This is a genomic window from Marinobacter azerbaijanicus (genome assembly GCF_030250645.1).
Taxonomy (GTDB): Bacteria; Pseudomonadota; Gammaproteobacteria; order Pseudomonadales; family Oleiphilaceae; genus Marinobacter; species Marinobacter azerbaijanicus.
On the sequence record NZ_JASSVS010000003.1, the window covers coordinates 300,115 to 322,002 of the forward strand.

Here is a 21,888-nt window from a genome sequence, read left to right on the forward strand (position 1 = left end):
GGCTCGGGAGCCCGGCAATGTTATCCTCTGAATCATTCCTTTCGAACGCCGGTGAATCATCAGCTGGCCACGGCGTGCATTGGCACGCTATGGATATCGATGAAACCCGGCTGGCCCTGTCTGCCGCGGCCCCCCTGGTGGCGAGCGAGGTTGCCGAAAGGCTGGAGCAATACGGTCACAATCGCCTGCCGGAAGCGCACCGCCGTGGGCCTCTGGCCCGTCTTGGCAATCAGCTCAAGAACTTCCTGATTTACGTACTGATCACCGCAGCGACAATCACTGCCTTGCTGGGTCACTGGGTGGATACGACGGTAATCCTCGCGGTGGTGGTTATCCAGACTCTGGTGGGATTCATCCAGGAAGGCAAGGCCGAGCAGGCACTGTCGGCGATTCGACATATGTTGGCACCCAAGGCCCTGGTAATCCGTCAGGGAGGCCAGCAGAAAATTGATGCCGCCGAACTGGTGCCCGGTGATACGGTAGTGCTGGAGCCGGGAGACAGGGTGCCCGCCGATATACGGCTGGAACGCTGCAATAACCTGAAAATTGAAGAAGCCGTACTCACCGGAGAATCCGAACCGGTGGACAAAACCACCAGTACGCAGCCGTCCGATGCGGTTCTTGGCGACCAGCTCAATATGGCGTTTTCGGGCACCATGGTGGCGACGGGCACCGGGCGCGGCGTGGTGGTCAGGACAGGGCAGAGCACTGAAATCGGGCGGATCTCCGGCCTGTTGCAGGATACCACCACTCTTAAAACACCGTTGCTTGAGCAGATCGACCGCTTTGCCCGTTACCTGTCGCTGATCATCATTGTTGCAGGTCTGGCAATATTCGGTGGTGGGCTCGTATTGAGCGGGCTTCCGGTTCGCGAGCTTTTCATGGCGGTGGTGGGCCTGACCGTCGCGGCTATTCCCGAGGGGCTGCCGGCCATTCTGACCATTACACTTGCCATTGGCGTAAGACGCATGGCGACCCGCCATGCGGTCGTGCGACGGATGCCGGTGATTGAAACGCTCGGGGCCGTTTCGGTTATCTGTTCCGACAAAACCGGCACCCTGACACGCAATGAAATGATGGTTACTGCTGCAGTGGTTGCCGGAAATCGTCTGGATATAGGCGGTGAAGGTTATGAGCCGGAAGGAGATATCCGCGACGGTAGCGGCATAGCTGCCGGTAGCAAACTGCTGGATGAACTGGGGAGGGCCGCAGCACTTTGCAACGACGCCAACCTGAAGCGTCATGAGGGCACGATACGGGTTGCCGGTGACCCGATGGAGGGGGCCCTGAAGGTGTTCGCCCAGAAGGCGGGGTTTGATCCGGAAACGGATGGCCGGCAATGGCCCCGGGCTGACGAAATCCCCTTTGATGCCGAGTACCGCTTCATGGCGACACTCAACCACGACCACCACCGCCATGGCGTGATCTATGTAAAGGGTGCTCCCGAACGGATACTCGAAATGTCTACCCGCATGGTGACGGACAGCGGGGATACTGCGGCGCTGGACCGGCAGTCATGGACCAATGCCGTTTCCGAGCTGGCTTCTGAAGGCCTCCGGGTACTGGCATTGGCACGCAGGCCAGCCGATCCTTCCCAGAACACTCTCGCAGTGGAGGATGTTGAGGAAGGCCTTGAATTGCTGGGACTTGTCGGGCTTCTTGATCCACCGCGACAGGAGGCTGTCCAGGCGATTCAGGACTGCCATGACGCCGGTATCCGGGTAAAGATGATCACCGGTGATCATGCCATGACGGCCAGTGCCATTGGTGCACGGCTGGGGCTGAAGAATACTGCCCGGGTCATCACCGGTAGAGACATCGATCAGTTGGATGAGGACGAACTGAAGCAGGTTGCAGGTGAGGTTGATATCTTTGCCCGCACCAGCCCGGAGCACAAGTTGCGGTTGGTGGAGGCGTTGCAGGCGCTACATGGCGTGGTCGCAATGACCGGGGACGGGGTGAACGACGCGCCCGCACTCAAGCGGGCCGATGTTGGTATCGCAATGGGTGTCAAGGGCTCGGAGGCTGCCCGTGAGGCTGCGTCGGTGGTGCTGCTGGATGACAATTTTGCCAGCATCGCTGCTGCGGTGCGGGAGGGCCGCACCGTCTACACCAATCTCAAGAAGGCCATTGCATTCATGCTGCCGATTAATGGCGGTGAATCCGTCAGCCTGATCACCGCCCTTTTGCTGGGACTGGCGTTGCCGATTTCAGCGCTGCAGATCCTCTGGGTCAACATGGTAAGTTCGGTGATTCTGGCAATGACCCTGGCGTTTGAACCCACGGAACCGGATGTCATGAAGCGGCCTCCCCGCTTGCGGGATGAATCACTGCTGGCGGGGTTTGTGGTCTGGCGTGTGGCTTTCGTTTCTCTGCTGTTCCTGACCGGTATCTTTGCCGCCTGGTACTGGGCCATGCACGTGTTTGATGATGAAGCTGTTGCCCGCACCCTGGCAGTGAACACCCTGGTGGCGATGGAGGTTTTCTACCTGTTCGCCGTGCGTTACCTTGACAGCGCTTCCATTACGCTACGGGGCGTTCTGGGTACGCCCATTGTATTGCTGGCGGTGGGCGCGGTTATCCTGCTGCAGTTGCTGTTTACGTACCTGCCGCTGTTCCATCAGACGTTCTCCAGCGCACCCCTCACTCCGGCTGCACTGGCTTTTGCGACCAGTGCAGGGGTGGTCGTGCTGGTGGTGCTGGAGCTGGAAACCTGGCTCAGGACTCGATGGGGCAGGGGGCGCGGAAGTCCCGTCAGTTCCGGCTCCGGGTGACGATGGTTGCATCGCCACGGCCCTCGATGGCAGCCAGTTCTGCGCTGGATAGCCACTCCCCGGGTGGCCTTTCCAGTACGTCCGCACAGGCGGCCAGGGCATGGGCCCAGGAGCAGCGGTTGGCAAACAGCATCCCTGCTTCATTCAGGGTGCCACCGCGGTTGATATAACCCAGTACCCGCGATTTTGCAGGCTCCGGAAACAACGGCGCCAGATGGCCCCGGAACACTTCCGGGCGCATGTGGGTGAGTGCAACACGACGCTTGATCCTCCTGGGGAACAAGCGTTCCTGCTCCAGGTCGCGAACGCATTGCGCCGCCTCCAGCACATCCCTGGGCTCGCGGAAGCGACCGGGCTCCTGAACATACACCAGTCTGAACGGCGTGCCGGTCTCCCGTAGCCGCTCGCTGGCCCGGATCATTTCGGACAGCTGGTAGGCACCGTTGGCAATCAGCATGACGGGCTCACCGGGGGATGTGTCCTCATCCACCACCAGGGCTCCTTTTTTCGCCAGGGCCTGTGCTTCGCTCCTGTCAAACACCACCGGCCGGTCACGTTTTGGTATCACCATGCAGGCCAGTTGCCCCCGCCCCAGGTAGATACCTGGCAATGCTTCGAGAGTGCTGTTGTAGTCGGCGGGAAAAAGGACGCGGCTGACATCGCTCATTTCCCCAAGCAGGCTTTCGCAGAAGGTGGTGTCCTGATGGGACTGCTGGTTTTTGCCGTTCTCCCAGGTATGGGAGGTGGCAATGATCGGGAAACCGAGCCAGCGGGCGGGCCTGCCCACTTCTTTCTGCTGACGGGCAAAGATCAGTTCCTGGCGGATGGCGCCCAGCATTTTCACGCAGAAGGCCTCGTAACTGGCCACCAGGTTGATCCCCGCCTTGTTGGCCAGACAGGCGGACACCACTGCCTCCTCATTGAGAGCCGTGATGATCAGGCCGTGAACGGACTCCTGCTCGTTCTCCGGGTAATTCACCCGGTGCCTGAGGGTATTGAGCACGCCCTCAAGGCGATTGCTGGCCAGTTCATCCGGATTGCCCACGCGGGCCCTCAGCGCCGGATTTTTCTCCACCAGCGCCTTGAAGAAATCGTCCACTGCCAGCATTGGCGAGCCATAGTCGCTCGATGGTGGCAGTTCGGGCATAACCGGCTCTGGCGGGTTGCGCATCGCCAGAGCATGGTCCCGTTCCAGCGGGCGATCCTGTTGCTGGTGCTGGTTGAGCTGGCTGACCGCTTCGGCAAGCTGGTCTGGTGGTACCCATAGCAGGCCGGCATGGTGGTGGAACAGTTCCCGGGCCCTGGTGTCGATTTTCGGGTTGCCTGGCAGTGGCAGGTTGTGGGCCTGATTGCTGCCGGAACCATAGAATCCATACCCCTTGGTGGTTTCTGCAATGCCATAGGGAATCGACACCGGGTAGGAAAGCTCTACATCCAGTGCTTGCTGCTGATGACTGTCCATCACCCGTTCCATATTGAACAGGGCGCAAACGAAGGCTGCCGGGTCGCGGCCGTCAAAGTGCAGTGGTTCGAAGCCGCAGTGAGCCAGGTGTTCACTGAATCGTTCCAGCCCTTCACGGGTTCCCAGTTCCGTGCGTTGCTCAATCCGCCGGCCGTTGGCGATCATGATTGGCAGTACCGATCCGCAGTCCCCGGCTCGCCACCACCGTGGGACCCAGTCGCTACCACGCTGTTCTTCCGCTGCGCCATCGGACAGAAAAGCCACGAGCGACTCCCCGGGTAGTGGCATGTGGGCATACTGGAGTTCCGCAAAACCCAGGTAGCCGCCCTCAATAATCCCGCCAGCGGTGTGTGGCGTAACGTGGCTGCCCAGGGGCGCCTCCATGCCGCCGTCCGGTTGCTGGCGGTAACTGTAGAAATCGGACACCAGCCGTGAAAGCCCTTCTTCGCCCTGGTAACGGTTCTGCTGTTCCGGATGCAGGTTGCCGGTCAGTACATTCACTGCGTCAATGGCGGCCACGCAGTGACCCTGGCCCATCAACCAGCTTCGGGTCTGGCCGGTCAGATTGTTCAGTGCCAGGTAGGCGGCATAGGCAGGTACCATGTTAAGCGCACCGCCGGTATGGCCTTCGGGGTTGGCCTTGAAATCGCGTGGCAACAGAGGAGTGCCGCTGGTGTCGACGCGACTGGTGTAGGTCATATGCACCACCAGCCAGAGGCCAGCACTGGTCAGTCGGTCAAGGCTCGCCAGCTTGCCATAGACCGTTGCCGTGTCAGGCTGGAGCCCTGCGGCCACCAGTTCGTCAGCCATCTTCCGAACCTGTTCGCAGGTAGTCTCGGAATGCTGGATGACCCCATAGCCCCGCCGCCAGCGCTCGTAATCGGAGACAGGCTGTTCGACAGATTCCGGATTTGTTGGGGATGACATGACTGGCCTCTGTAGCTTCAATAGATGAAACGATTATAGAAGTCGAAGCCCGGAAGTCCGTTGATGCAGATCAGTCGGATCTGCATCTTGTTTTTACTGATCGCTCACCGGAGCGCTGACAGGGTGTCAGGTGCCGGCAGGCTCAAACTGTTGCCGGAGCCAGGATCTGATGTCCTCGGACTCGTAAAGCCACTGCTCATTACCTTTGCCCCCACTAATTAACAGGCAGGGCACCTTGATGCGGCCGCCGCCTTCTGCGAGCGCCGCACGATGGCTATCGTTGTGTTGGGCGTCCCGGGTTTCAATGTTCAGCCCGAGCCGGGCCATTTCCTTGCGGACCTTGATGCAGAACGGGCAGGCGCTGAACTGGTAAAGCGCCAGGTCTTTGCAGGCAGCGTCCACACGGGCCTGCTCTTCGGGCGATCGGCTGATGCTTCTGGGGGTACTGATTTTTTCGCTGAGCAACATGAACGGTGTCAGGATCAGGCGAAGACCGCGGAAAAAATAACGAATGACGAGTCTCATGGACGGGATACAGCTCCGGTTAAGGGGGGTGGGCCGGTACAGAGCCTCACCAGAATACGGGAGCACCCACAATATCATTCAGCCAGCATTCGGGCCAGGCCGGGCGGGTGCTGGAGACAGGGGTGTGTTGCTGTCATGGGGCGTTTCTGCCAATCTCATGCTAACAACAGCAACAGCGCCGGGTTTACTGGCGGTTAACAGGAGAACCAAGCGATGACAGAAGACAAGCGCCGCCGCTATTCCTCCCCGGTGGTGGATGGCCTGGGCAAGTCTGCCAGCCGCGCCATGTTACGGGCAGTGGGTTTTACAGACGAGGATTTCCGCAAACCCCAGATCGGCATTGCCTCCACCTGGAGTAATCTCACTCCATGCAACATGCACATCAACCAGCTGGCGGAAGAGTCCGCCGCAGGCGCGGATGAAGCGGGTGGCAAGAGCCTGACATTCAATACCATTACTGTGTCTGACGGCATTGCCAACGGCACTGAAGGCATGAAGTATTCCCTGGTATCCCGGGAGGTCATCGCAGATTCCATCGAAACTGTGGCCGCTTGCGAGGGGTTTGATGGCCTGGTGGCCATTGGTGGCTGCGACAAGAATATGCCTGGCTGCATGATGGGTCTGGCGCGGTTGAACCGGCCATCAGTGTTTGTCTACGGCGGCACCATCATGCCGGGGAAGAACCATACTGATATTATCTCGGTATTCGAGGCGGTGGGTGCCCATGCACGGGGTGACCTGGACCTGATTGAAGTAAAGCAGATTGAGGAAACCGCGATTCCCGGCCCGGGGTCCTGTGGTGGCATGTATACTGCCAATACCATGGCCTCGGCCATTGAGGCCATGGGGATGAGCCTGCCAGGCAGCTCTGCACAGAACGCCATTTCCGATACCAAGGCGGCGGACTGTCGCGCAGCGGGTGCGGCGGTACTCAACCTGCTGGAGAGGGATATCAAGCCTTCCGATATCATGACCCGGAAAGCCTTTGAGAACGCCATCACTGTGGTGATTGCCCTGGGCGGTTCCACCAACGCTGTGCTGCACCTGCTGGGAATGGCCAGTACCGTCGGAGTCGAGTTGTCGCTGGATGATTTTGTGGAAATCGGCAAGCGGGTGCCCGTGCTGGCGGACCTGCGCCCCAGCGGTCATTACATGATGTCAGAACTGGTGGCGATCGGTGGTATTCAGCCACTGATGAAGATGCTGCTGGACAAGGGCATGCTCCATGGCGACTGCATGACGGTCACCGGGCAGACACTGGCGGAGAACCTGAGGGACGTGGCGCCCTATCCGGAAAATCAGGACATCATTCATGCCTTTGATAATCCTATCAAGGCGGACAGTCACCTGCGTATTCTTTACGGTAACCTGGCACCTACCGGGGCGGTTGCCAAAATTACCGGCAAGGAGGGTACCCACTTTACCGGCAAGGCCCGGGTTTTCCACTCCGAGGAAGAAGCCCAGGAGCGGATAATGGACGGCACCGTTGTGGCCGGGGATGTGCTGGTGATCCGGTATGAGGGACCCAAAGGTGGCCCGGGAATGCGGGAGATGCTGACACCCACCTCTGCCATCATGGGTAAAGGCCTGGGTAACGATGTGGCGTTGATTACTGACGGGCGTTTCTCTGGTGGCAGCCATGGTTTCGTGGTTGGCCATATTACGCCGGAAGCCGCTGAAGGCGGGCCATTGGCGCTGGTTGAAAACGGTGACACCATCACTATCGATGCCGTTGCCAACAGAATTGAGCTGGACGTCCCTGGAGAAGAGATGGAGCGTCGCCGCAAGGCTTGGTCAGCGCCGGCTCCGAGGTTTACCCGGGGCGTACTGGCCAAATATGCGCGAACGGTAAGCTCTGCATCGGAAGGCGCGGTTACGGATAAGCCGTAACGGTTTCAGGGGCGGGCCGGTTCCGGTCTGCCCCAGAAATAGCCCTGCCCATAGAGGCCCGGGAACTGCTGCAACCAGCAGGCCACGGCCTGTTCTTCCACGCCCTCGACCACCACGTCCACATCCAGTGCCTCACCCAGTTCCAGGGCGGCGCGAAAGATGCGTTGTCGGGTCGGATGGGCGAGGATGTCTTTCAGGAAACTGCGGTCGATCTTTAGTTCATCCAGGTCAAAGCTGGCCAGTGTGCCCAGTGAGGAGTGACCGGTCCCGAAATCGTCCAGCGCAATCCTGAAGCCCTTTCTGCTCAGGGTGTGGATGATCCTGCCGGAGGCCTCCGGATCGGTCATCATGGCAGTTTCCGTAATCTCCAGGATCAGGTCTTCTGTCCGCATACCATGGCGGGCAATGATGTCGACGATTTCGTCCTCGAAACCAGCATGGGTCAGGTCCACAGCCGAGATATTGACCGCCACCGACAGGCCGCTGCCATAGCGGGAAACCAGGTGGCGGAATTCGCTACAGGCCCGTTCGATGACCCACAGTGAGACCGGATGAATAACGCCCACCTGCTCGGCCAGCGGAATCCACTGATCCGGGGTCACGGCGCCAAACTCCGGGTGATGCCAGCGGATGAGGGCCTCCACAGAACGGACCTTCGAGTCGCGGATACTTACCTTGGGCTGGTATTCCAGCCACATGGCGTTGCTGGCAAGCCCCTCTTCCACATCGAGTATCAGAATCTGCTGGCGATACTGCCTCTCGGCGATAGACGGATCGTACACGGTGAGTAGCTGCCCCTTGTCCAGGGACGCCACGCCGGCTGAGGAGAGAATCCCGGCGGCATCTGCTCCGTGTTCAGGGGCGTGGGCGATACCCAGTGAGGGCCCCCATGAGAAGGAAAAACGGCCTTCACGAAAGTTATTGGCCAACCAGCTGCGGATCTCATCAAGCAGATCAGAAGCCTGGTCATTACGGTCTTCACGATACAGTGCAAATGCGTGGTTGACGGTGTCCACCGTGGCCAGTCCATAGCCGTTGATGTTTACCAGGCGATCGCCTGTGCGACGTTTGAGATAACTGTTCAGTCCGCGAAGGTAACTCTTGAGCAGTTCCTCGGCTGCGCGATACCCCAATGCCTGTTCAATCTCGTTGAACCGGCTGAGCCGGATCATGCAAAGGGTATAGGGGCTCTGGCTGGTGTCGATGCTGTCCAGGGTTTCCTCGAGTATGGCCCGGTTTGGCTTGCCAGTGACGCGGTGGGTTTTCAGCAGGCGGTCGTAGTCCTGCTCGATCTGTGATCGTACCTGTTGTTCCTGACGGACCTGTTTGTCAGCGTTCCGTCGCCTGCGGCGTTCCTGTGGTCTGACGACCAGGAGGATATAGCTGCCCCCGGCAAGGTTCATTAACAACGCGAATACCAGGATGCCGGCGATCAGAACTTTCCATACCTGCTCCTGACTGGTTTCCAGGGCATGGCTATGGAGGGCGTGTGGCAACAGGGAGGCGAGTATTAATCCGTAGGCAATGGCAAACAGGATCAGGGTCACCGGTAACCATCGACAGAACGCCCTGACCACACGCAGGCTGGCGATTTTCTGGAGAGGAGTTTTCGTTGACGGCGTTGTGTGGGAATCCATTCGGTCTGCGTCCTGCCTGCTTGCCAGCATGTCTGTTACAAATTGATTACTTAGTGAAATATCATGTAACAATATGATTTTTAAGTAATTTTACGGGATTTTAAAAAGTTTTGCATTTGCCGTTTTAAACGGTAGTCGCGGTTCTGCCCAACCCGGAGACGGAGAGGTGGTATGTGTTTAACTGACAAACCGGTAACGCTTTTCGCGCCGGGCGCGGGAGTCAGCGGGCATTTTGGCTGGTATAGTTGTAACCTGAGTTGGTATGGCAAGCGTTTGCGGGTAAATACAAAAAGGGTTCAAAAAATGATCCGATCGGCTGGTTTTCTGGCATGGACGGTGCTCTTGTTTGTGCAGGTGTCCTCCGCCAGTGCGATAGAAAAGGCGGAGCTGAACAGGACAGAATTGCAACTGGCTTCGGTCAACGCAGCCGTGGCTTACGCAGACGCAGATGAGCTGCTCTATGACAAGAATGCTGACCGTCCTGTTCCTATAGCCTCAATTACCAAACTGATGACAGCGCTGGTGGTCATGAAGTCCGGAGAGCCGCTGACGGAATGGCTTGAATTCAGGGAGCGCCATATTCCGGCCCCGGCCAATGCTTATACCCGTATTCGGGTAAGATCCGAGCTGAGGCGGGCCGATGTACTGCGGATCGCATTGATGTCATCGGAGAACTTTGCGGCCTACACCCTGGCCCGTCATCATCCCGGGGGCTACAACGCTTTTGTCGAGGCAATGAATGTCCAGGCCCGTGAACTGGGCATGACAAATACCACATTTGTGGATCCTACGGGGCTGTCCGCGGAGAATCGTTCCACAGCAGCAGATCTTGTACGCCTCGTCAGGGCTGCAAGCGAATACCCCCAGATTCGGGAATACTCCACCACCCGATACTTCACAGGGCGTTTCCGGCAGCCCCGTTACCGGCTTGCATTCGGAAACACCAATGCTCTTGTTCACCGTGACAGCTGGGGCGTGGGTGTCAGCAAAACCGGCTACCTCTCTGAGGCGGGGCGCTGCCTGGTCATGCTTGCCGAGATTGATGGCAGGCCCGTGGTCACCGTGCTGCTGGACTCACTGGGCACCCGGTCACCCATGGGGGATGCGGGCCGGATAAAGCGCTGGCTGACCACCGGGGCTGGCGGCAGTGTCGCAGCTGCGGCGAAGGCGTACGAACGCAAAAAGAACGCAGCCTATGCCTCTTCCGACAGTACCTCTGTCAGTGTGAACTGACATCGAACCTATCAGGACTCACGGGCAATGATCGAAGTATTCACAACCGGCGGTACCATCGACAAGGTGTACTTTGACGCCAACAGTGAGTTTGAAGTCGGGGACAGCCTGATGGGAGAACTGCTCGCGGAATCCAATATCCGCGATGGGTTTTCCATCACTGGCCTGATGCGCAAGGACAGCCTGGAAATGACAGATGAGGACCGTGAGGCGGTCAGAGCCGCGGTCAGCCGTTGTGCCGCCGAGCGTGTTCTCATCACCCACGGCACAGACACCATGGTGGAAACCGGAAGATCACTGTTGTCGGTCACCGGCAAGACCATTGTGCTCACCGGAGCAATGCAGCCGGCCCGTATGCGCCGCAGTGACGCGATTTTCAATATCGGCTTTGCCTGGGCCGCGCTCAGGCTGTTACCCCATGGTGTCTATATTGCCATGAACGGAGAGGTCTTCGAGGTCGGCTCCGTTCGCAAGAACCTGAAGGCGCAGCGGTTCGAGCGAACCTCCTGATCAGGCCAGACGCTCCACTTCCGCGGCAGTCAGTTCACGGTACTGCCCGGGGGACAGATCCGGGTCAAGGGTGACGGCGCCAATCCGCCATCGATGCAGACCCTCCACATGATTACCCACCGCAGCCAGCATCCGTCGGACCTGATGATAGCGCCCTTCCGAAATGGTCAGGTCGATCAGCCGGTCCTCCAGCCTTTCCACTCTTGCCGGAGAGGTCGGCCTGGACTCATTGCGGAGTGTCACGCCCTTTTCGAGCAGGGCAATGGCCCCGGAACTGATGGGCTCGCTGAGAGTGGCACGATAGGTTTTGGGGCAATTCACCCGGGGCGAAGTGATTCTGTGGGACCACTGGCCATCTGTTGTCAAAAGCAGCAGGCCGGTGGTGTCTGCGTCCAGGCGCCCGGCGATATGCAATCCCGGCCTTACGTCAGCAGGCAGCAGGTCCAGGGCGGTTGGTTGCTGGCTGTCCGTGGTGGCGCTGATGACGCCTTCGGGTTTGTGCAGCATCAGGTAGCGGTCGCCCGGCAGCGCCAGGGGCTGCCCGTCAAGAGTTATTGCGGATTCGGGCGCTACCGGTGAGCCGGCCTTGCGGCAGACCTGACCGTCTACCTGCACCAGGCCCGCACTGATCGCCCTCTTTGCATCCCGGCGTGACAGGGCTGAGGCATTGGCTATGAAATAATCCAGACGCATGGTCAGGTACAGCCTTCTCCCGGTGGTGGCAGGGACAGGCTGGCAAGGCACAAAACCTCGGCAGAGCCGGTCATCCTGTCCCACAATACGCCCAGCAACTCACCGGCAACAACCGGGCGCTCCAGGCGGGAACTGGGCTCGGGCTCAAGCCCCTCGCCATTGTCCCGGGCCAGAACAAAGGTAAACGGATGCGCCCCGGGAATACCGAGCCGGATATCGGTGGCCGTCAGCTTGCCGTTGGCTCTTTCGTAATGCAGGAAGCCATCCGTAAACCATTCCAGGCGGCGGCCCTCTTCGAGAGATGCTGCGGCTTTTGCCAGCTCGGGGTCGCGGGGAAAGTTTTCCAGGGTGATCGGCCCGTCTCCATCCAGAAACCCGGTGACGATTTCCACCCGCCGGTTTTCACCCATTACGGTGACCCGCCACAACAGGGTATTGAAGGGCATGGGCTGGACCATCCTGGGGGCCTCCTGAAGACTTTCCTTTGCCAGAGCCGGCTCGACGCGGTCTGATATGATCTGCTGGGCAGTGACGCTCCAGCCAAGATACAGCGTTGATAATGCCAGGCCGACTGTGACGGTTCTGGTCTGCGGTCCACGGAGCAGGAAGGCCAGTATCCCGGCGAGCAGCGGCAACGTATAAAGCGGATCGATAATAAAGATGCTGTTGATGGCAACCGGCGGGCCAAAAGGCCAGAACAACTGGGTGCCGTAGGTGGTAAAGGCATCCAGAAGGGGGTGGGTCAGTAATATCAGGGCCGTGACTGCAAGCCAGCGCCGGTAACTCAGCAGCGGCCGCCATCGGTGCAGGGCATAGGCCAGAAAAAGCGACAGCGGAAACAGGATGAACAGGGAGTGGCTGAAGCCCCGGTGCTGGGTAAAGTTGGCCACAGCGGTGCCATAGTCGATCACCACATCCAGATCCGGCAGCGTGCCCAACGCTGCACCGATCAGCAGCGCCGAGCGACCAAGGGTTTTTCCGGCAACGGCGCCAGCCAGCGAGGCGCCCAGTGCGGCCTGGGTAATCGAGTCCATGGAGGGTAAGGCCTTGTCAGTGGAGTCCGACAGTTATTATGCGCGGAATCGATTTCTGGATCACGGTATAGGGCACTCCTCAGAGTGTTATGCCAAGGGATTCGAGAACCGCGTCGCCCGGATAGCCATCGGCCACCAGATTATTGGCCGACTGATAGCTCCGGATGGCGTCGCGGGTTTTGGGGCCCATGATGCCGTCGGGCGTTCCCGTGTCGAAGCCCTCCTCGTTCAGCGCCTTCTGAATAGCCAGTATGTTGTCCCGGGACAATGCCGGCAGATCTTCTGGTGGCGGGTTCTGAAGTTTGCCGGCGCCAGCAATCCTGTCTGCCAGGTGTCCTACAGCAATGGCATAGAACTCAGAGCGGTTCCAGCCCATGATCACGTTGAAATTCCGGTAGGCCAGAAAGGCCGGTCCGCGATGGCCGGAGGGAACCACGAGAGAGGCCTTGATAGGCTCATTGGCCAGGGCGTTGCCAAAGGCGTCAGTGACACCCAGTTCCCGCCACTCCTCCAGCGTCAGCTTGCGACCATCTGCCAGTTCATAGTCAAAGTTGTCTGGCAACAAGACCTCCCGGCCCCAGCGGTAGTCTTCGTCCCAGCCCAGATCCTGGAGAAAGTGACCGGCAGACATCATGGCGTCCGGTAAACTGTTCCACAGGTCCCGTTTGCCGTCGCCGTCACCATCCACGGCATGGCGCAGGAAGACAGTGGGCATGAACTGGACATGCCCCATGGCACCGGCCCATGAGCCTTCCATCTGTTCGGCGGGTATCGCGCCCTCGTCAATGATCCGCAGTGCCGCAATCAGCTGCTCGGTGAAGAACTCACTACGGCGCTGGTCACATGCCAGGGTTGCGAGGGAGCTCGGTACCGGCATCTTGCCAAAGTAGGCACCAAAGTTGGTCTCCAGGCCCCAGAAGGCGACCAGATAGGGGGCCGGAACGCCGGTTTCGTGAGTAACACGGTCGAGCAGTTCATCGTGTTGCTGCAGCAGCTCCCGCCCCTTGCTGACCCGCTGGTCGTTGACCCTGCGGTTGAGGTAGTCGGCGAACGTGGTGGTGAATTCCGGTTGGCGTCGGTCAAGCTCGATGACCCGCTCCAGATATTCCGCGCTGGCCAGTACCTCCCTGGCGGTCTGAGACGATACCCCGGCACCAATCGCCTGGCTTTCCAGCCGTTCAATACACTGGGGGAATTCTTCCAGCGCATCGCTGTGGGACAGTCCGGGCATGGATCCCAGTGCGAACAGTCCCGCAAGTGAAAGATGGCGAATTGTCCGTTTGCCGGCATAAGTCCCTGTGAATATGGTGGGCACGCTGAACCTCGGTCTGGAGTGGATGTTTCAGGCTCATGGTAGCCTGTTTTTACTGTCCTTAAATACCGTTGTTGACCGCTTTCGGTGACAATTCTTTAACCTGGGGTTTCCTGTTGCCATGCATCTGTCGTCTTTTTGTAGCGCGGCTATTCCCGGCGTACAGCTTGTTCTATAGTTTGGGGCTGAAAATGACAAATTTCTGAATGAAAAGGTCCGAATCATGGCAACGCTGAAGGCGCTGGTGGTGGATGACGCCAGTTTTGTTAGGGATCTGGTTAAACGAACAGTGCGTCAGCGTTTCCCGGTGATCGAAACCACCGATGCCCAGAACGGGCGCAGGGCCCAGTCGCTGATGTCGCGCACGGTGTTCGATCTGATTCTGTGCGACTGGGAAATGCCGGAGATGTCCGGGCTGGAATTGTTACGCTGGATGCGGCAGCAGCCCCAGTACGAGAAAGTGCCGTTCATCATGATCACCAGTCGTGGTGACAAGGATCATGTGGTTGAGGCGGTCCAGGGCGGGGTATCCGAGTACCTGGGCAAGCCCTTCAGTCCCGAGGGGCTGAGCAACAAGATTATCAAGGTCATGGGCCGGCGGCTTAAAGACGCCATGGACCGCAGTGGAAAGACCATGGGCGGCCCCGCCGATGCATTCAGGGAATCCGCCACACTTCTCACCCAGAAGCGGGAGCCAGCATCACCGGTGCCCGCCCGTCCGGGCGTATCATCCGCTACGTCCGCTAATGCAGGCCGGCCGACACTGAGTGTCGCCTCGGTTCGTTTTGCCGACAGCACCCTTCGGTCCGTCGTCAAGGATATTACTCTCACGGAAGTCCGGGTGATCGCCAAGCGGGACCAGCAGTTTCCGGGCATCCTTGATCAGGCGGTGGTGGATATCGAGGTGGCAGAAGGACAGGTTGCCCGGTTAAATGGATATGTTCACCAGTTACAGGCGGTGGACAAGCGCCAGGACACGGACTTTGTCAGCGTGACTATCCGTTTTGTGGACGAAGATCCGAATAAGCTGGAAGACCTTTCCCGCTTTATTGCCCGTTTCCGTGCTGGCAGCTGACTTTCGGGTTATCAGCAATACTCACGAGGCGGTTTCAGGAAGCCTTTCGGCGATCCGCTCCCGGGGAAAGTGACAGATGAATTCGCTGCCGTCGCCTATACGGCTGCGTATTTCCAACCGGCCATCATGATTCAGCAGCACGTGTTTGACGATCGCCAGTCCCAGTCCGGTACCGCCGGTTTGCTTGTGTCGGCTCGGATCAGCGCGGTAGAAACGCTCCGTGAGTCGTGGGATATGAACCGGGTCAATTCCGATCCCGGTATCTTTCACCGAAAGGTGCGCGCCCTCGCGGTCGGTGTTCCAGGTAACGGTTATCTTCCCCCCCGCCGGGGTGTATTTCACTGCATTGAAAATCAGGTTGGAAAACGCGCTTCGAAGCTGACTCTCGTCGCCGGTGAGCAGATGGCGTTCGGAGATGTTGATGCTGAATTCGTGGCCCTTGTCACCGCTGAGCGCTTTGGCGTCGTGGCAGATCTGGTGGATCATGGCGCTGACATCCGTGACCGCATCGCTGATGGTCTGTTCGCCGGTTTCAATTTTTGACAACAGGATAAGGTCCGTAATCAGTGCCTCCATGCGGGAGGACTGCTGGGCCATGGTGTTTATGGCGCGGCGCCACTTGGGTGGCAGGTCATCCGCGTTATCCACCAGGGTTTCAAGATAGCCGCTGATGACAGTCAGCGGCGTTCTCATTTCGTGGGAGACATTGCCAACAAAGTCACGTCTCATCTGTTCCAGCTGGTAGAGACGGGTAACGTCTTTGGCCACAATCAGGCGGTCGTCATCGCCGAACAGGCTGATCTGGATCTGTAAATGAATATGGGGCCTCGCCGGCGAGTTCAGCTCGAGAGGCTCGCGGTAGTCCCTGGAGTCGAAGTAGGCCTTGAAGGCCGGGTGGCGGATCAGGTTGTGGATGAACTGGCCCCGGTCCGAGCTGCGGCGAAAACCGAGCAAATGTTCTGCTGAGCCATTCCACCATTCCATGGCGCCTCGGGAGTCAGTCATGATGACGCCGTCACGCATGGCATTGGTCGATTCCTGGACCCGGTTGATCTGGGCACGAAGCCTGTCCTGGGTCCGAAGGTGGTTCTGGTGCAGTTTATGGAGTCCGTCGAAAATGTCGCCCCAAAGGCCGACGCTCTGGGGGGCTTCATCGTTGCTACCGGGATTGCCCAGCCATTGGTAAAGGCGCCTTGCCTGGGCAAGGGTCCACCAGAGGTAGGCCAGAAGCCCCGCTGTCAGTCCGTAAACCGGTTCGCCAAAGAAAAGCCCGATCGCCGTACAGGCAATCAGGAATGCGGCGATCCACCGCACATACTTTGACCAGTTGTGCTGCATTACTGCTACCCCTGAGTCGTTCCCGGGCCCTTCCGGGGGTTGAGGGTGCCGGTTGTGGTTACGCCGCCCTGGTAGAAAACCGGTAGCCGGTGCCACGTACTGTCTGGATCAGGTGATCATATTGGTCGCCAAGAGCTTTGCGCAAACGTCGTATGTGAACGTCGACTGTCCTTTCTTCAACATAGACATTCCCGCCCCACACCTGGTCCAGTAGTTGAGACCGAGTATAGACCCGTTCCTGGTGTGTCATGAAGAACTGAAGTAGCCGATACTCGGTAGGGCCGATGTTCAGCTCTCCGGTCCGGGTGGTCACCCGGTGACCGACCGGATCCAGTGTCAGGCCATCCACCTCGATAGGTGTTTCCACCCCGGGTGGAGTTGTACGGCGTAGCACCGCCTTGAGCCGGGCCACCAGTTCCCTGGGGGAGAAGGGCTTGGTGATGTAGTCATCCGCGCCCACTTCCAGACCCTGGATCTTGTTGTCTTCTTCAACTTTTGCGGTGAGCATGATGATAGGGATTTCTGCGGTGGTCTCGTCCTTTTTGAGGCGTCTGGCCAGTTCCACACCGCTGGTACCCGGCAGCATCCAGTCGAGAAGAATGAGGTCCGGCTGTTTATCGACGATCAGGGCATGCGCTTCCCGTGCATCCGCTGCTTCGAGGTAGTCATAGTCTGCCATTTCGAGGGCAACGGCGATCATTTCGCGGATAGGTGCCTCGTCATCGACGATCAGGACAGTTTTTCCAGTCATGAGCATTAACCTGTGTCAGTCCTTGAATTGTTGCTGCCTCATTACAACCGGGTAGTGTTACAAGTATATGACAGGATCAGCCTGTGTCCGGATTTGTTGGATTAATGCGTGAGCAGGTCGATCAGCAAACCGGTGAAGACCGCAAAGCCCGCCCAGTTATTATTCAGAAATGCCTTGAAGCAACCGTCCCGCTCCCTGTACCGCGCCAGATGCTGCTGGAAAACAAACAGGCAGGCCATGGCAACGAGCCCAAGGTAGTAAAAAGCACCCAGGTCGGCCTGACGGCCCACCAGTATAAGGATCAGTACAACCAGTGCCTGGAGAATTGCAATAACCGCCCGGTCAGCGTCGCCAAAAAGAATGGCCGTGGACTTGATGCCAATCCTGATGTCATCGTCGCGGTCGACCATGGCGTAGAGCGTGTCGTAGGCGACCGTCCATAGCACGTTGGCGGTAAACAGTAACCAGGCCATGCGGGTAACCTCGCCGGCCTCGGCAGCCCAGGCCATGGGGATGGCCCAGGAAAAGGCGGCCCCGAGGAAAAGCTGCGGCAGGTGCGTGTAGCGTTTCATGAACGGATAGATAAAGGCGAGTATCACACCGCCGAAAGAGAGGTAGAGCGTCAGAGTGTTGGTAAACAGTACCACCATCAGAAAAGCGATCAGACAGATTCCGGCGAACAGGGCTACGGCTTCCCAGGGCTCAATCCGGCCCGATGTCAGCGGGCGGTCTTTGGTACGCTTTACATGGCGGTCCACCTTGCGGTCGGCAAAATCGTTGATGGCACAGCCGGCAGCCCGCATGAGGAAAACGCCCAGTGTGAACACGATAAAGTTGCCGATATCGGGAAAACCGTCAGCAGCGAGCCACAGCGCCCAGTATGTGGGCCATAGCAGCAGCAGGCTGCCAATCGGGCGGTCCAGACGTAACAGGTGGGCGTAATCGGTAAGGCGGGTCTGGACGTGTTCAGGTAGGGCGTTGGACGGCATGGGCTTGGTCCGTGTCGGGTGAAGTTCGGGAAACTGACCGGGGATTATAGCCAGCGGTGGCGCCGGGGTTAAAGGCCTGGGGTCAGGTAATCAGTGTGGGCAGAAAGTATTCGCCCACAAGCAGAGAACGGTTTCCGCTGAAGAATCGGGACCGACGTGCCGCCAGGGGCTGGGCGCTGCAACTGCGATGGCACAGGCCCGTTTCGAATGTGCCCCGTTGCCACTCGGGATTGCTGAACAGGTAGGCGCCAAGGGGCCTGCGGCCTAGGTTTCGCAGGCGGCGGCCACTTCCTGCCAGGGTCGCCAGGGGGATGATGGTGCGTGCAAGCACCCAGGGGGTGTTGTCACCGTTCAGGCAGACTTCGCGGATCCAGGCGTTCTGGCGTGGCGGAATGTCGAGGGTACGGGCTTCTTCCAGGGTGGGGCGGGCAAAGCCTTCCTGGAGGATGTCCACACGGAAGACTTCCCGGCACTGGAGCTGGAGTGCGCGGGTCAGTGAGCCCTCCAGTTTCAGCCAGTGGCCAAGAGGGCCGTGGACCAGCGGGTTTCTCAACCCGGCTGCTGAAAAAGAGCGGTACCAGTCCGTTGGGGGGATGCGGACAGGATTACAGTCCCTTGACGGCATAAATTCCCGGGGCGTTGCGCCAGTAGCCTTTGTAGTCCATGCCGTAACCAAACAGGAAGCGGTCCTCTACTTCAAGGCCGGTGAAGTCTGCTTTCAGGCCCGGCCTTGCCTTGCGGTCGTGCTGTTTGTCCACCAGCACCGCCGTCAATACTTCGCGGGCGCCATGGGCGAGGCAGTAGTCTGCAATGGCGCACAGCGTTGTGCCCTCGTCGAGAATGTCATCGACAATAAGCACAGTACGGCCATTCATGTCGGCTTCCGGTTGCAGTTTCCATTCCAGTATGCCGCCGGTGGTTTCCTGGCGATAGCGGGTGGCATGAAGATACTCCGCCTGGACCGGGAACTTCAGCCGTGGCAACAGTTGCCCTGTGAGAATCAGGCCACCGTTCATCACGCAGAACAGCAGAGGGTTGGTGTCTTTCAGGCGCTCGCTGATATCGTCCGCGAGGGACTGAACGGCGGCCTGCACCTGCTGTTCGCTCACCAGGCAGTCGGCTTCGGCCATGACCTGGTTCAGTTCGGCGACGGTATCGGTCATAAAGGTCGGGTCCTGTTGTAAAACGGGGCATTATACCGGAGGAGGGGCGCCGAAGGGAGGGGGCGTTCGGGCCGGGGCGGGTCGGTATTTATGGCTATTGGCACAAAACCTGCCAATCCCCCGTCGGTACTGGCATTGGTCAATGTTGCAGTGATGGGTATGATGGTCGCTCCGTTAGATCAGCGCCTGAATTATTGAAGAAAGACTTGCGTGCACGATTGTCTGACAATTATTATCGCGCCCTGATGAGTTTGGAGGAATGGCATGAAGAAGTGGCAATGTGTTGTGTGTGGATTTATCTATGATGAAGCAGAAGGCTGGCCGGACGACGGTATCGAGCCGGGAACAGCCTGGGAAGATGTACCTGACGACTGGGAGTGCCCCGACTGCGGCGTGGGCAAGGAAGACTTTGAGATGATCGAGATCGGCTAGTAACACCGGTACGGATAACTGATTCGGAGAGCAGGCAATGAGCACAGCAGCGCCCATCGTGATTGTGGGAACCGGGTTGTCGGGGTATACCCTGGCGAAAGAGATCCGTAAGCAGGACAATGAGACGCCGATCATCATGATCACGGCGGACGATGGATTCAGCTATTCCAAGCCAATGCTCTCTACCGGTTTTACCAAGGGCAAGGAAGCCGACGGCCTGGCCCAGGCATCACCGGACGCCATGGTGGAGCAGCTGAATCTGGAGCTGCGCACCTACACCACGGTCACTGGAATTGATCCGGACGCGCATGAGCTGGTCCTCGGGGATGAGCGGCTGGGTTACAGCAAGCTGGTGCTGGCCTGGGGTGCGGACGTTATCCGCCTGTCCATTGAAGGAGACGGACAGGAGCACGTTTTCTCCATCAATGATCTGATGGATTACCGTGCTTTCCGCGAGGCTCTTCAGGGCAGAAAACGGGTGGCGATTATGGGGGCAGGTCTGATTGGCTGTGAGTTTGCCAATGACCTGCGCAATGGTGACTATGAGGTGGACGTCGTTGCCCCTTCCGAAACCCTGATGCCGGGACTGTTGCCCCGGCCCGCTGCAGAGGCCGTGCGAAGTGGTCTTGAGGGGCTGGGTGTCCGTTTCCACCTGGAGACCGTGGTGGAACACATCGCCGCAAAGGGCAATGGTGTAACCCTGACCCTGGCCAATGGCGAACAGCTGGACGCTGACCTGGTGATTTCCGCAGTGGGTTTGCGCCCCCGTACAGAGCTCGCCGCTGCGGCCGGCCTTGCGACCAACCGGGGAATTGTGGTGAATCGTGCGCTGGAAACATCCGCGCCTGACATCTATGCCCTGGGCGATTGTGCGGAAGTCGATGGCCATGTGTTGCTGTATGTCCTGCCCCTGATGGCCTCCGCCCGTGCGCTGGCAAAAACCCTGGTGGGTGAGCGCACCGAAGTGAAGTACGGCACCATGCCGGTGATGGTCAAGACCCCCTGCTGCCCGACAGCTGTCTGTCCACCACCGTCTGATGCCCGGGGCAACTGGGAGGTGGAGGCGGAGGGACAGGATGTCCGCGCTTTGTTCAAGGGTGCATCCGGCGAAGTTCTGGGTTTTGCACTGACCGGTCGTTATGCGGTGGAAAAACAGGCCCTGTCAAAGGAAGTGCCGCCCATTCACAGTTAATCGGCGGCACCGGGATTGCGAAAATCCCCGGCTTGCGGTAGAAACTCATTCGTGAGCTAACGAAATTGACAGGAGCTGGCATGCTTGAAGTAACCAGAAAGCTGGTGGATCTGCTGGATCTTTCCCCGATTGGTGATGATCACTTTCAGGGTGATAGTGAAGATCTTGGCTTTCCCAATGTGTTTGGCGGCCAGGTCCTGGGTCAGGCGCTGATGGCTGCCAGCCGCACAGTCGAAGGGCGCCTGCCCCATTCGCTGCATACCTATTTTCTGCGTCCCGGCAACCAGAGCATGCCAATAGACTACGAAGTCCAGCGGGTGCGGGATGGCGGCAGTTTTTCCGTGCGTCGGGTAATTGCCCGCCAGGACGGAAAGGAAATCCTGACCGGTTCCATGTCGTTCCAGGTTGCTGAGGAGGGCTTTGAGCATCAGTTGGATATGCCAGCGGCACCTGACCCTGAGGGTCTCAAATCCGAGCAAGAGTATGGTGAGTTGCTGGCACCTCATGTGCCGGAGCATCTCCGGGGCATTCTGACCCGGGATCGCCCCATTGAAATCCGGCCCGTCAATCCGGTCAATCCGCTGAAGCCCGAACCCCGCCCACCCTACAAGCAGAGCTGGTTCCGCACACAAGGCCACCTGCCGGATGACCCGGTGCTGCACCGGTGCCTGCTGACCTACGCCTCCGATTTTTCATTCCTGGGTACCTCCCTGAACCCCCATGGCGTGACCTTCATGAGCAAGAAGATGCAGGTTGCGAGCCTGGATCACTCCATCTGGTTTCATCGCGAGTTCCGAATGGATGAATGGTTGCTCTACGACAAGGACAGCCCCAGCGCCTCCGGCGGGCGTGGCTTCAATCGTGGTAACTTTTTCGACCAGAAGGGAAGGCTTGTGGCATCAACAACCCAGGAAGCACTGATTCGCCACCGGGGCTAGTGTCTCGCCCGGC

Annotated in this window: 19 protein-coding genes; 8 read left to right on the top strand and 11 right to left on the bottom strand. The window is 58.9% G+C overall.

Going from position 1 to position 21,888, the window contains the following annotated elements; all coding sequences use genetic code 11:
* Nucleotides 1-17 precede the first annotated feature (17 nt).
* A complete protein-coding gene (locus QPM17_RS07795; protein ID WP_285390091.1) occupies nucleotides 18-2,774 on the top strand; it encodes a cation-translocating P-type ATPase in 2,757 nt (918 codons plus the stop codon).
* Here the strand turns inward: QPM17_RS07795 and QPM17_RS07800 are convergent.
* Both QPM17_RS07800 and QPM17_RS07805 read right to left on the bottom strand, forming a co-directional pair.
* On the bottom strand, nucleotides 2,755-5,163 hold the full coding sequence (locus QPM17_RS07800) for a phosphoketolase family protein (protein WP_285390092.1): 2,409 nt from the start codon (nucleotides 5,161-5,163) through the stop codon (nucleotides 2,755-2,757). The genes QPM17_RS07795 and QPM17_RS07800 overlap by 20 nt on opposite strands.
* 126 nt (nucleotides 5,164-5,289) lie before the next feature.
* Complete coding sequence (locus tag QPM17_RS07805) at nucleotides 5,290-5,688, bottom strand: glutaredoxin family protein (RefSeq protein ID WP_285390093.1); 399 nt, start codon at nucleotides 5,686-5,688, stop codon at nucleotides 5,290-5,292.
* Nucleotides 5,689-5,901: 213 nt separating this feature from the next.
* Between QPM17_RS07805 and ilvD the strand changes: the two genes are divergently transcribed.
* Nucleotides 5,902-7,578: a dihydroxy-acid dehydratase gene (ilvD, locus tag QPM17_RS07810; protein ID WP_285390094.1), complete on the top strand. Its 1,677-nt coding sequence runs from the start codon at nucleotides 5,902-5,904 to the stop codon at nucleotides 7,576-7,578.
* 5 nt (nucleotides 7,579-7,583) lie between these two features.
* Here ilvD and QPM17_RS07815 read toward each other — a convergent pair whose 3' ends face one another.
* A complete protein-coding gene (locus QPM17_RS07815; protein WP_285390095.1) occupies nucleotides 7,584-9,215 on the bottom strand; it encodes a bifunctional diguanylate cyclase/phosphodiesterase in 1,632 nt (543 codons plus the stop codon).
* A 303-nt stretch (nucleotides 9,216-9,518) separates the two neighbouring features.
* Here QPM17_RS07815 and pbpG point away from each other — a divergent pair, with 303 nt between their 5' ends.
* Together pbpG and QPM17_RS07825 are read left to right on the top strand one after the other, a co-directional pair.
* On the top strand, nucleotides 9,519-10,448 hold the full coding sequence (pbpG, locus tag QPM17_RS07820) for a D-alanyl-D-alanine endopeptidase (protein WP_285390096.1): 930 nt from the start codon (nucleotides 9,519-9,521) through the stop codon (nucleotides 10,446-10,448).
* A gap of 27 nt (nucleotides 10,449-10,475) precedes the next feature.
* Nucleotides 10,476-10,958: an asparaginase domain-containing protein gene (locus QPM17_RS07825; protein WP_285390097.1), complete on the top strand. Its 483-nt coding sequence runs from the start codon at nucleotides 10,476-10,478 to the stop codon at nucleotides 10,956-10,958.
* Here QPM17_RS07825 and QPM17_RS07830 read toward each other — a convergent pair whose 3' ends face one another.
* The 3 genes from QPM17_RS07830 to QPM17_RS07840 form a co-directional block, all read right to left on the bottom strand.
* Complete coding sequence (locus tag QPM17_RS07830) at nucleotides 10,959-11,651, bottom strand: pseudouridine synthase (protein WP_285390098.1); 693 nt, start codon at nucleotides 11,649-11,651, stop codon at nucleotides 10,959-10,961.
* A gap of 2 nt (nucleotides 11,652-11,653) precedes the next feature.
* Entirely contained in the window at nucleotides 11,654-12,685 is a 1,032-nt protein-coding gene (locus QPM17_RS07835) for a metal-dependent hydrolase (RefSeq protein ID WP_285390099.1), read from the bottom strand.
* A gap of 79 nt (nucleotides 12,686-12,764) precedes the next feature.
* Entirely contained in the window at nucleotides 12,765-13,916 is a 1,152-nt protein-coding gene (locus QPM17_RS07840) for a lytic murein transglycosylase (RefSeq protein ID WP_285390357.1), read from the bottom strand.
* 304 nt (nucleotides 13,917-14,220) lie between these two features.
* On the opposite strand from QPM17_RS07840, the gene QPM17_RS07845 reads away from it, so the two are divergent.
* Nucleotides 14,221-15,072 (top strand): response regulator, encoded by an 852-nt coding sequence (locus QPM17_RS07845; protein ID WP_285390100.1) that lies wholly within the window; start codon nucleotides 14,221-14,223, stop codon nucleotides 15,070-15,072.
* A 21-nt stretch (nucleotides 15,073-15,093) separates the two neighbouring features.
* Here the strand turns inward: QPM17_RS07845 and phoR are convergent, their stop codons facing one another.
* The 5 genes from phoR to QPM17_RS07870 all read right to left on the bottom strand — a co-directional run bounded on the left by phoR (nucleotide 15,094) and on the right by QPM17_RS07870 (nucleotide 19,313).
* Nucleotides 15,094-16,410: a phosphate regulon sensor histidine kinase PhoR gene (gene phoR, locus QPM17_RS07850; protein ID WP_285390101.1), complete on the bottom strand. Its 1,317-nt coding sequence runs from the start codon at nucleotides 16,408-16,410 to the stop codon at nucleotides 15,094-15,096.
* A gap of 58 nt (nucleotides 16,411-16,468) precedes the next feature.
* Nucleotides 16,469-17,161: a phosphate regulon transcriptional regulator PhoB gene (phoB, locus tag QPM17_RS07855; protein ID WP_285390102.1), complete on the bottom strand. Its 693-nt coding sequence runs from the start codon at nucleotides 17,159-17,161 to the stop codon at nucleotides 16,469-16,471.
* A gap of 101 nt (nucleotides 17,162-17,262) precedes the next feature.
* A complete protein-coding gene (gene ubiA, locus QPM17_RS07860; RefSeq protein WP_285390103.1) occupies nucleotides 17,263-18,150 on the bottom strand; it encodes a 4-hydroxybenzoate octaprenyltransferase in 888 nt (295 codons plus the stop codon).
* A gap of 82 nt (nucleotides 18,151-18,232) precedes the next feature.
* The gene (locus QPM17_RS07865) at nucleotides 18,233-18,775 is read right to left on the bottom strand and encodes a chorismate--pyruvate lyase family protein (RefSeq protein ID WP_285390104.1); all 543 of its coding nucleotides are present in this window, start codon (nucleotides 18,773-18,775) and stop codon (nucleotides 18,233-18,235) included.
* Complete coding sequence (locus tag QPM17_RS07870; protein WP_285390105.1) at nucleotides 18,756-19,313, bottom strand: hypoxanthine-guanine phosphoribosyltransferase; 558 nt, start codon at nucleotides 19,311-19,313, stop codon at nucleotides 18,756-18,758. Before QPM17_RS07870 ends, QPM17_RS07865 begins: the two co-directional genes overlap by 20 nt.
* Nucleotides 19,314-19,577: 264 nt before the next feature.
* On the opposite strand from QPM17_RS07870, the gene QPM17_RS07875 reads away from it, so the two are divergent.
* The 3 genes from QPM17_RS07875 (at nucleotide 19,578) to tesB (ending at nucleotide 21,875) form a co-directional block, all read left to right on the top strand.
* Nucleotides 19,578-19,745: a rubredoxin gene (locus QPM17_RS07875; RefSeq protein WP_027829941.1), complete on the top strand. Its 168-nt coding sequence runs from the start codon at nucleotides 19,578-19,580 to the stop codon at nucleotides 19,743-19,745.
* A 37-nt stretch (nucleotides 19,746-19,782) separates the two neighbouring features.
* Entirely contained in the window at nucleotides 19,783-20,937 is a 1,155-nt protein-coding gene (locus QPM17_RS07880) for an NAD(P)/FAD-dependent oxidoreductase (RefSeq protein ID WP_285390106.1), read from the top strand.
* An 80-nt stretch (nucleotides 20,938-21,017) separates the two neighbouring features.
* On the top strand, nucleotides 21,018-21,875 hold the full coding sequence (gene tesB, locus QPM17_RS07885) for an acyl-CoA thioesterase II (RefSeq protein ID WP_285390107.1): 858 nt from the start codon (nucleotides 21,018-21,020) through the stop codon (nucleotides 21,873-21,875).
* Nucleotides 21,876-21,888: the final 13 nt, after the last annotated feature.

What these genes read in the sequence shown, in the direction of transcription:
- QPM17_RS07865 (WP_285390104.1), bottom strand. Translation starts at nt 18,775, where the DNA reads ATGCCGTCAAGGGACTGTAATCCTGTCCGCATCCCCCCAACGGACTGG.
- QPM17_RS07825 (WP_285390097.1), top strand. Translation starts at nt 10,476, where the DNA reads ATGATCGAAGTATTCACAACCGGCGGTACCATCGACAAGGTGTACTTT.
- QPM17_RS07830 (WP_285390098.1), bottom strand. Translation starts at nt 11,651, where the DNA reads ATGCGTCTGGATTATTTCATAGCCAATGCCTCAGCCCTGTCACGCCGG.
- QPM17_RS07835 (WP_285390099.1), bottom strand. Translation starts at nt 12,685, where the DNA reads ATGGACTCGATTACCCAGGCCGCACTGGGCGCCTCGCTGGCTGGCGCC.
- QPM17_RS07880 (WP_285390106.1), top strand. Translation starts at nt 19,783, where the DNA reads ATGAGCACAGCAGCGCCCATCGTGATTGTGGGAACCGGGTTGTCGGGG.
- QPM17_RS07800 (WP_285390092.1), bottom strand. Translation starts at nt 5,163, where the DNA reads ATGTCATCCCCAACAAATCCGGAATCTGTCGAACAGCCTGTCTCCGAT.
- QPM17_RS07875 (WP_027829941.1), top strand. Translation starts at nt 19,578, where the DNA reads ATGAAGAAGTGGCAATGTGTTGTGTGTGGATTTATCTATGATGAAGCA.
- ilvD (WP_285390094.1), top strand. Translation starts at nt 5,902, where the DNA reads ATGACAGAAGACAAGCGCCGCCGCTATTCCTCCCCGGTGGTGGATGGC.
- phoR (WP_285390101.1), bottom strand. Translation starts at nt 16,410, where the DNA reads ATGCAGCACAACTGGTCAAAGTATGTGCGGTGGATCGCCGCATTCCTG.
- QPM17_RS07815 (WP_285390095.1), bottom strand. Translation starts at nt 9,215, where the DNA reads ATGGATTCCCACACAACGCCGTCAACGAAAACTCCTCTCCAGAAAATC.
- ubiA (WP_285390103.1), bottom strand. Translation starts at nt 18,150, where the DNA reads ATGCCGTCCAACGCCCTACCTGAACACGTCCAGACCCGCCTTACCGAT.
- tesB (WP_285390107.1), top strand. Translation starts at nt 21,018, where the DNA reads ATGCTTGAAGTAACCAGAAAGCTGGTGGATCTGCTGGATCTTTCCCCG.
- QPM17_RS07845 (WP_285390100.1), top strand. Translation starts at nt 14,221, where the DNA reads ATGGCAACGCTGAAGGCGCTGGTGGTGGATGACGCCAGTTTTGTTAGG.
- QPM17_RS07805 (WP_285390093.1), bottom strand. Translation starts at nt 5,688, where the DNA reads ATGAGACTCGTCATTCGTTATTTTTTCCGCGGTCTTCGCCTGATCCTG.
- QPM17_RS07870 (WP_285390105.1), bottom strand. Translation starts at nt 19,313, where the DNA reads ATGACCGATACCGTCGCCGAACTGAACCAGGTCATGGCCGAAGCCGAC.
- pbpG (WP_285390096.1), top strand. Translation starts at nt 9,519, where the DNA reads ATGATCCGATCGGCTGGTTTTCTGGCATGGACGGTGCTCTTGTTTGTG.
- phoB (WP_285390102.1), bottom strand. Translation starts at nt 17,161, where the DNA reads ATGACTGGAAAAACTGTCCTGATCGTCGATGACGAGGCACCTATCCGC.
- QPM17_RS07795 (WP_285390091.1), top strand. Translation starts at nt 18, where the DNA reads ATGTTATCCTCTGAATCATTCCTTTCGAACGCCGGTGAATCATCAGCT.
- QPM17_RS07840 (WP_285390357.1), bottom strand. Translation starts at nt 13,916, where the DNA reads ATGCCCGGACTGTCCCACAGCGATGCGCTGGAAGAATTCCCCCAGTGT.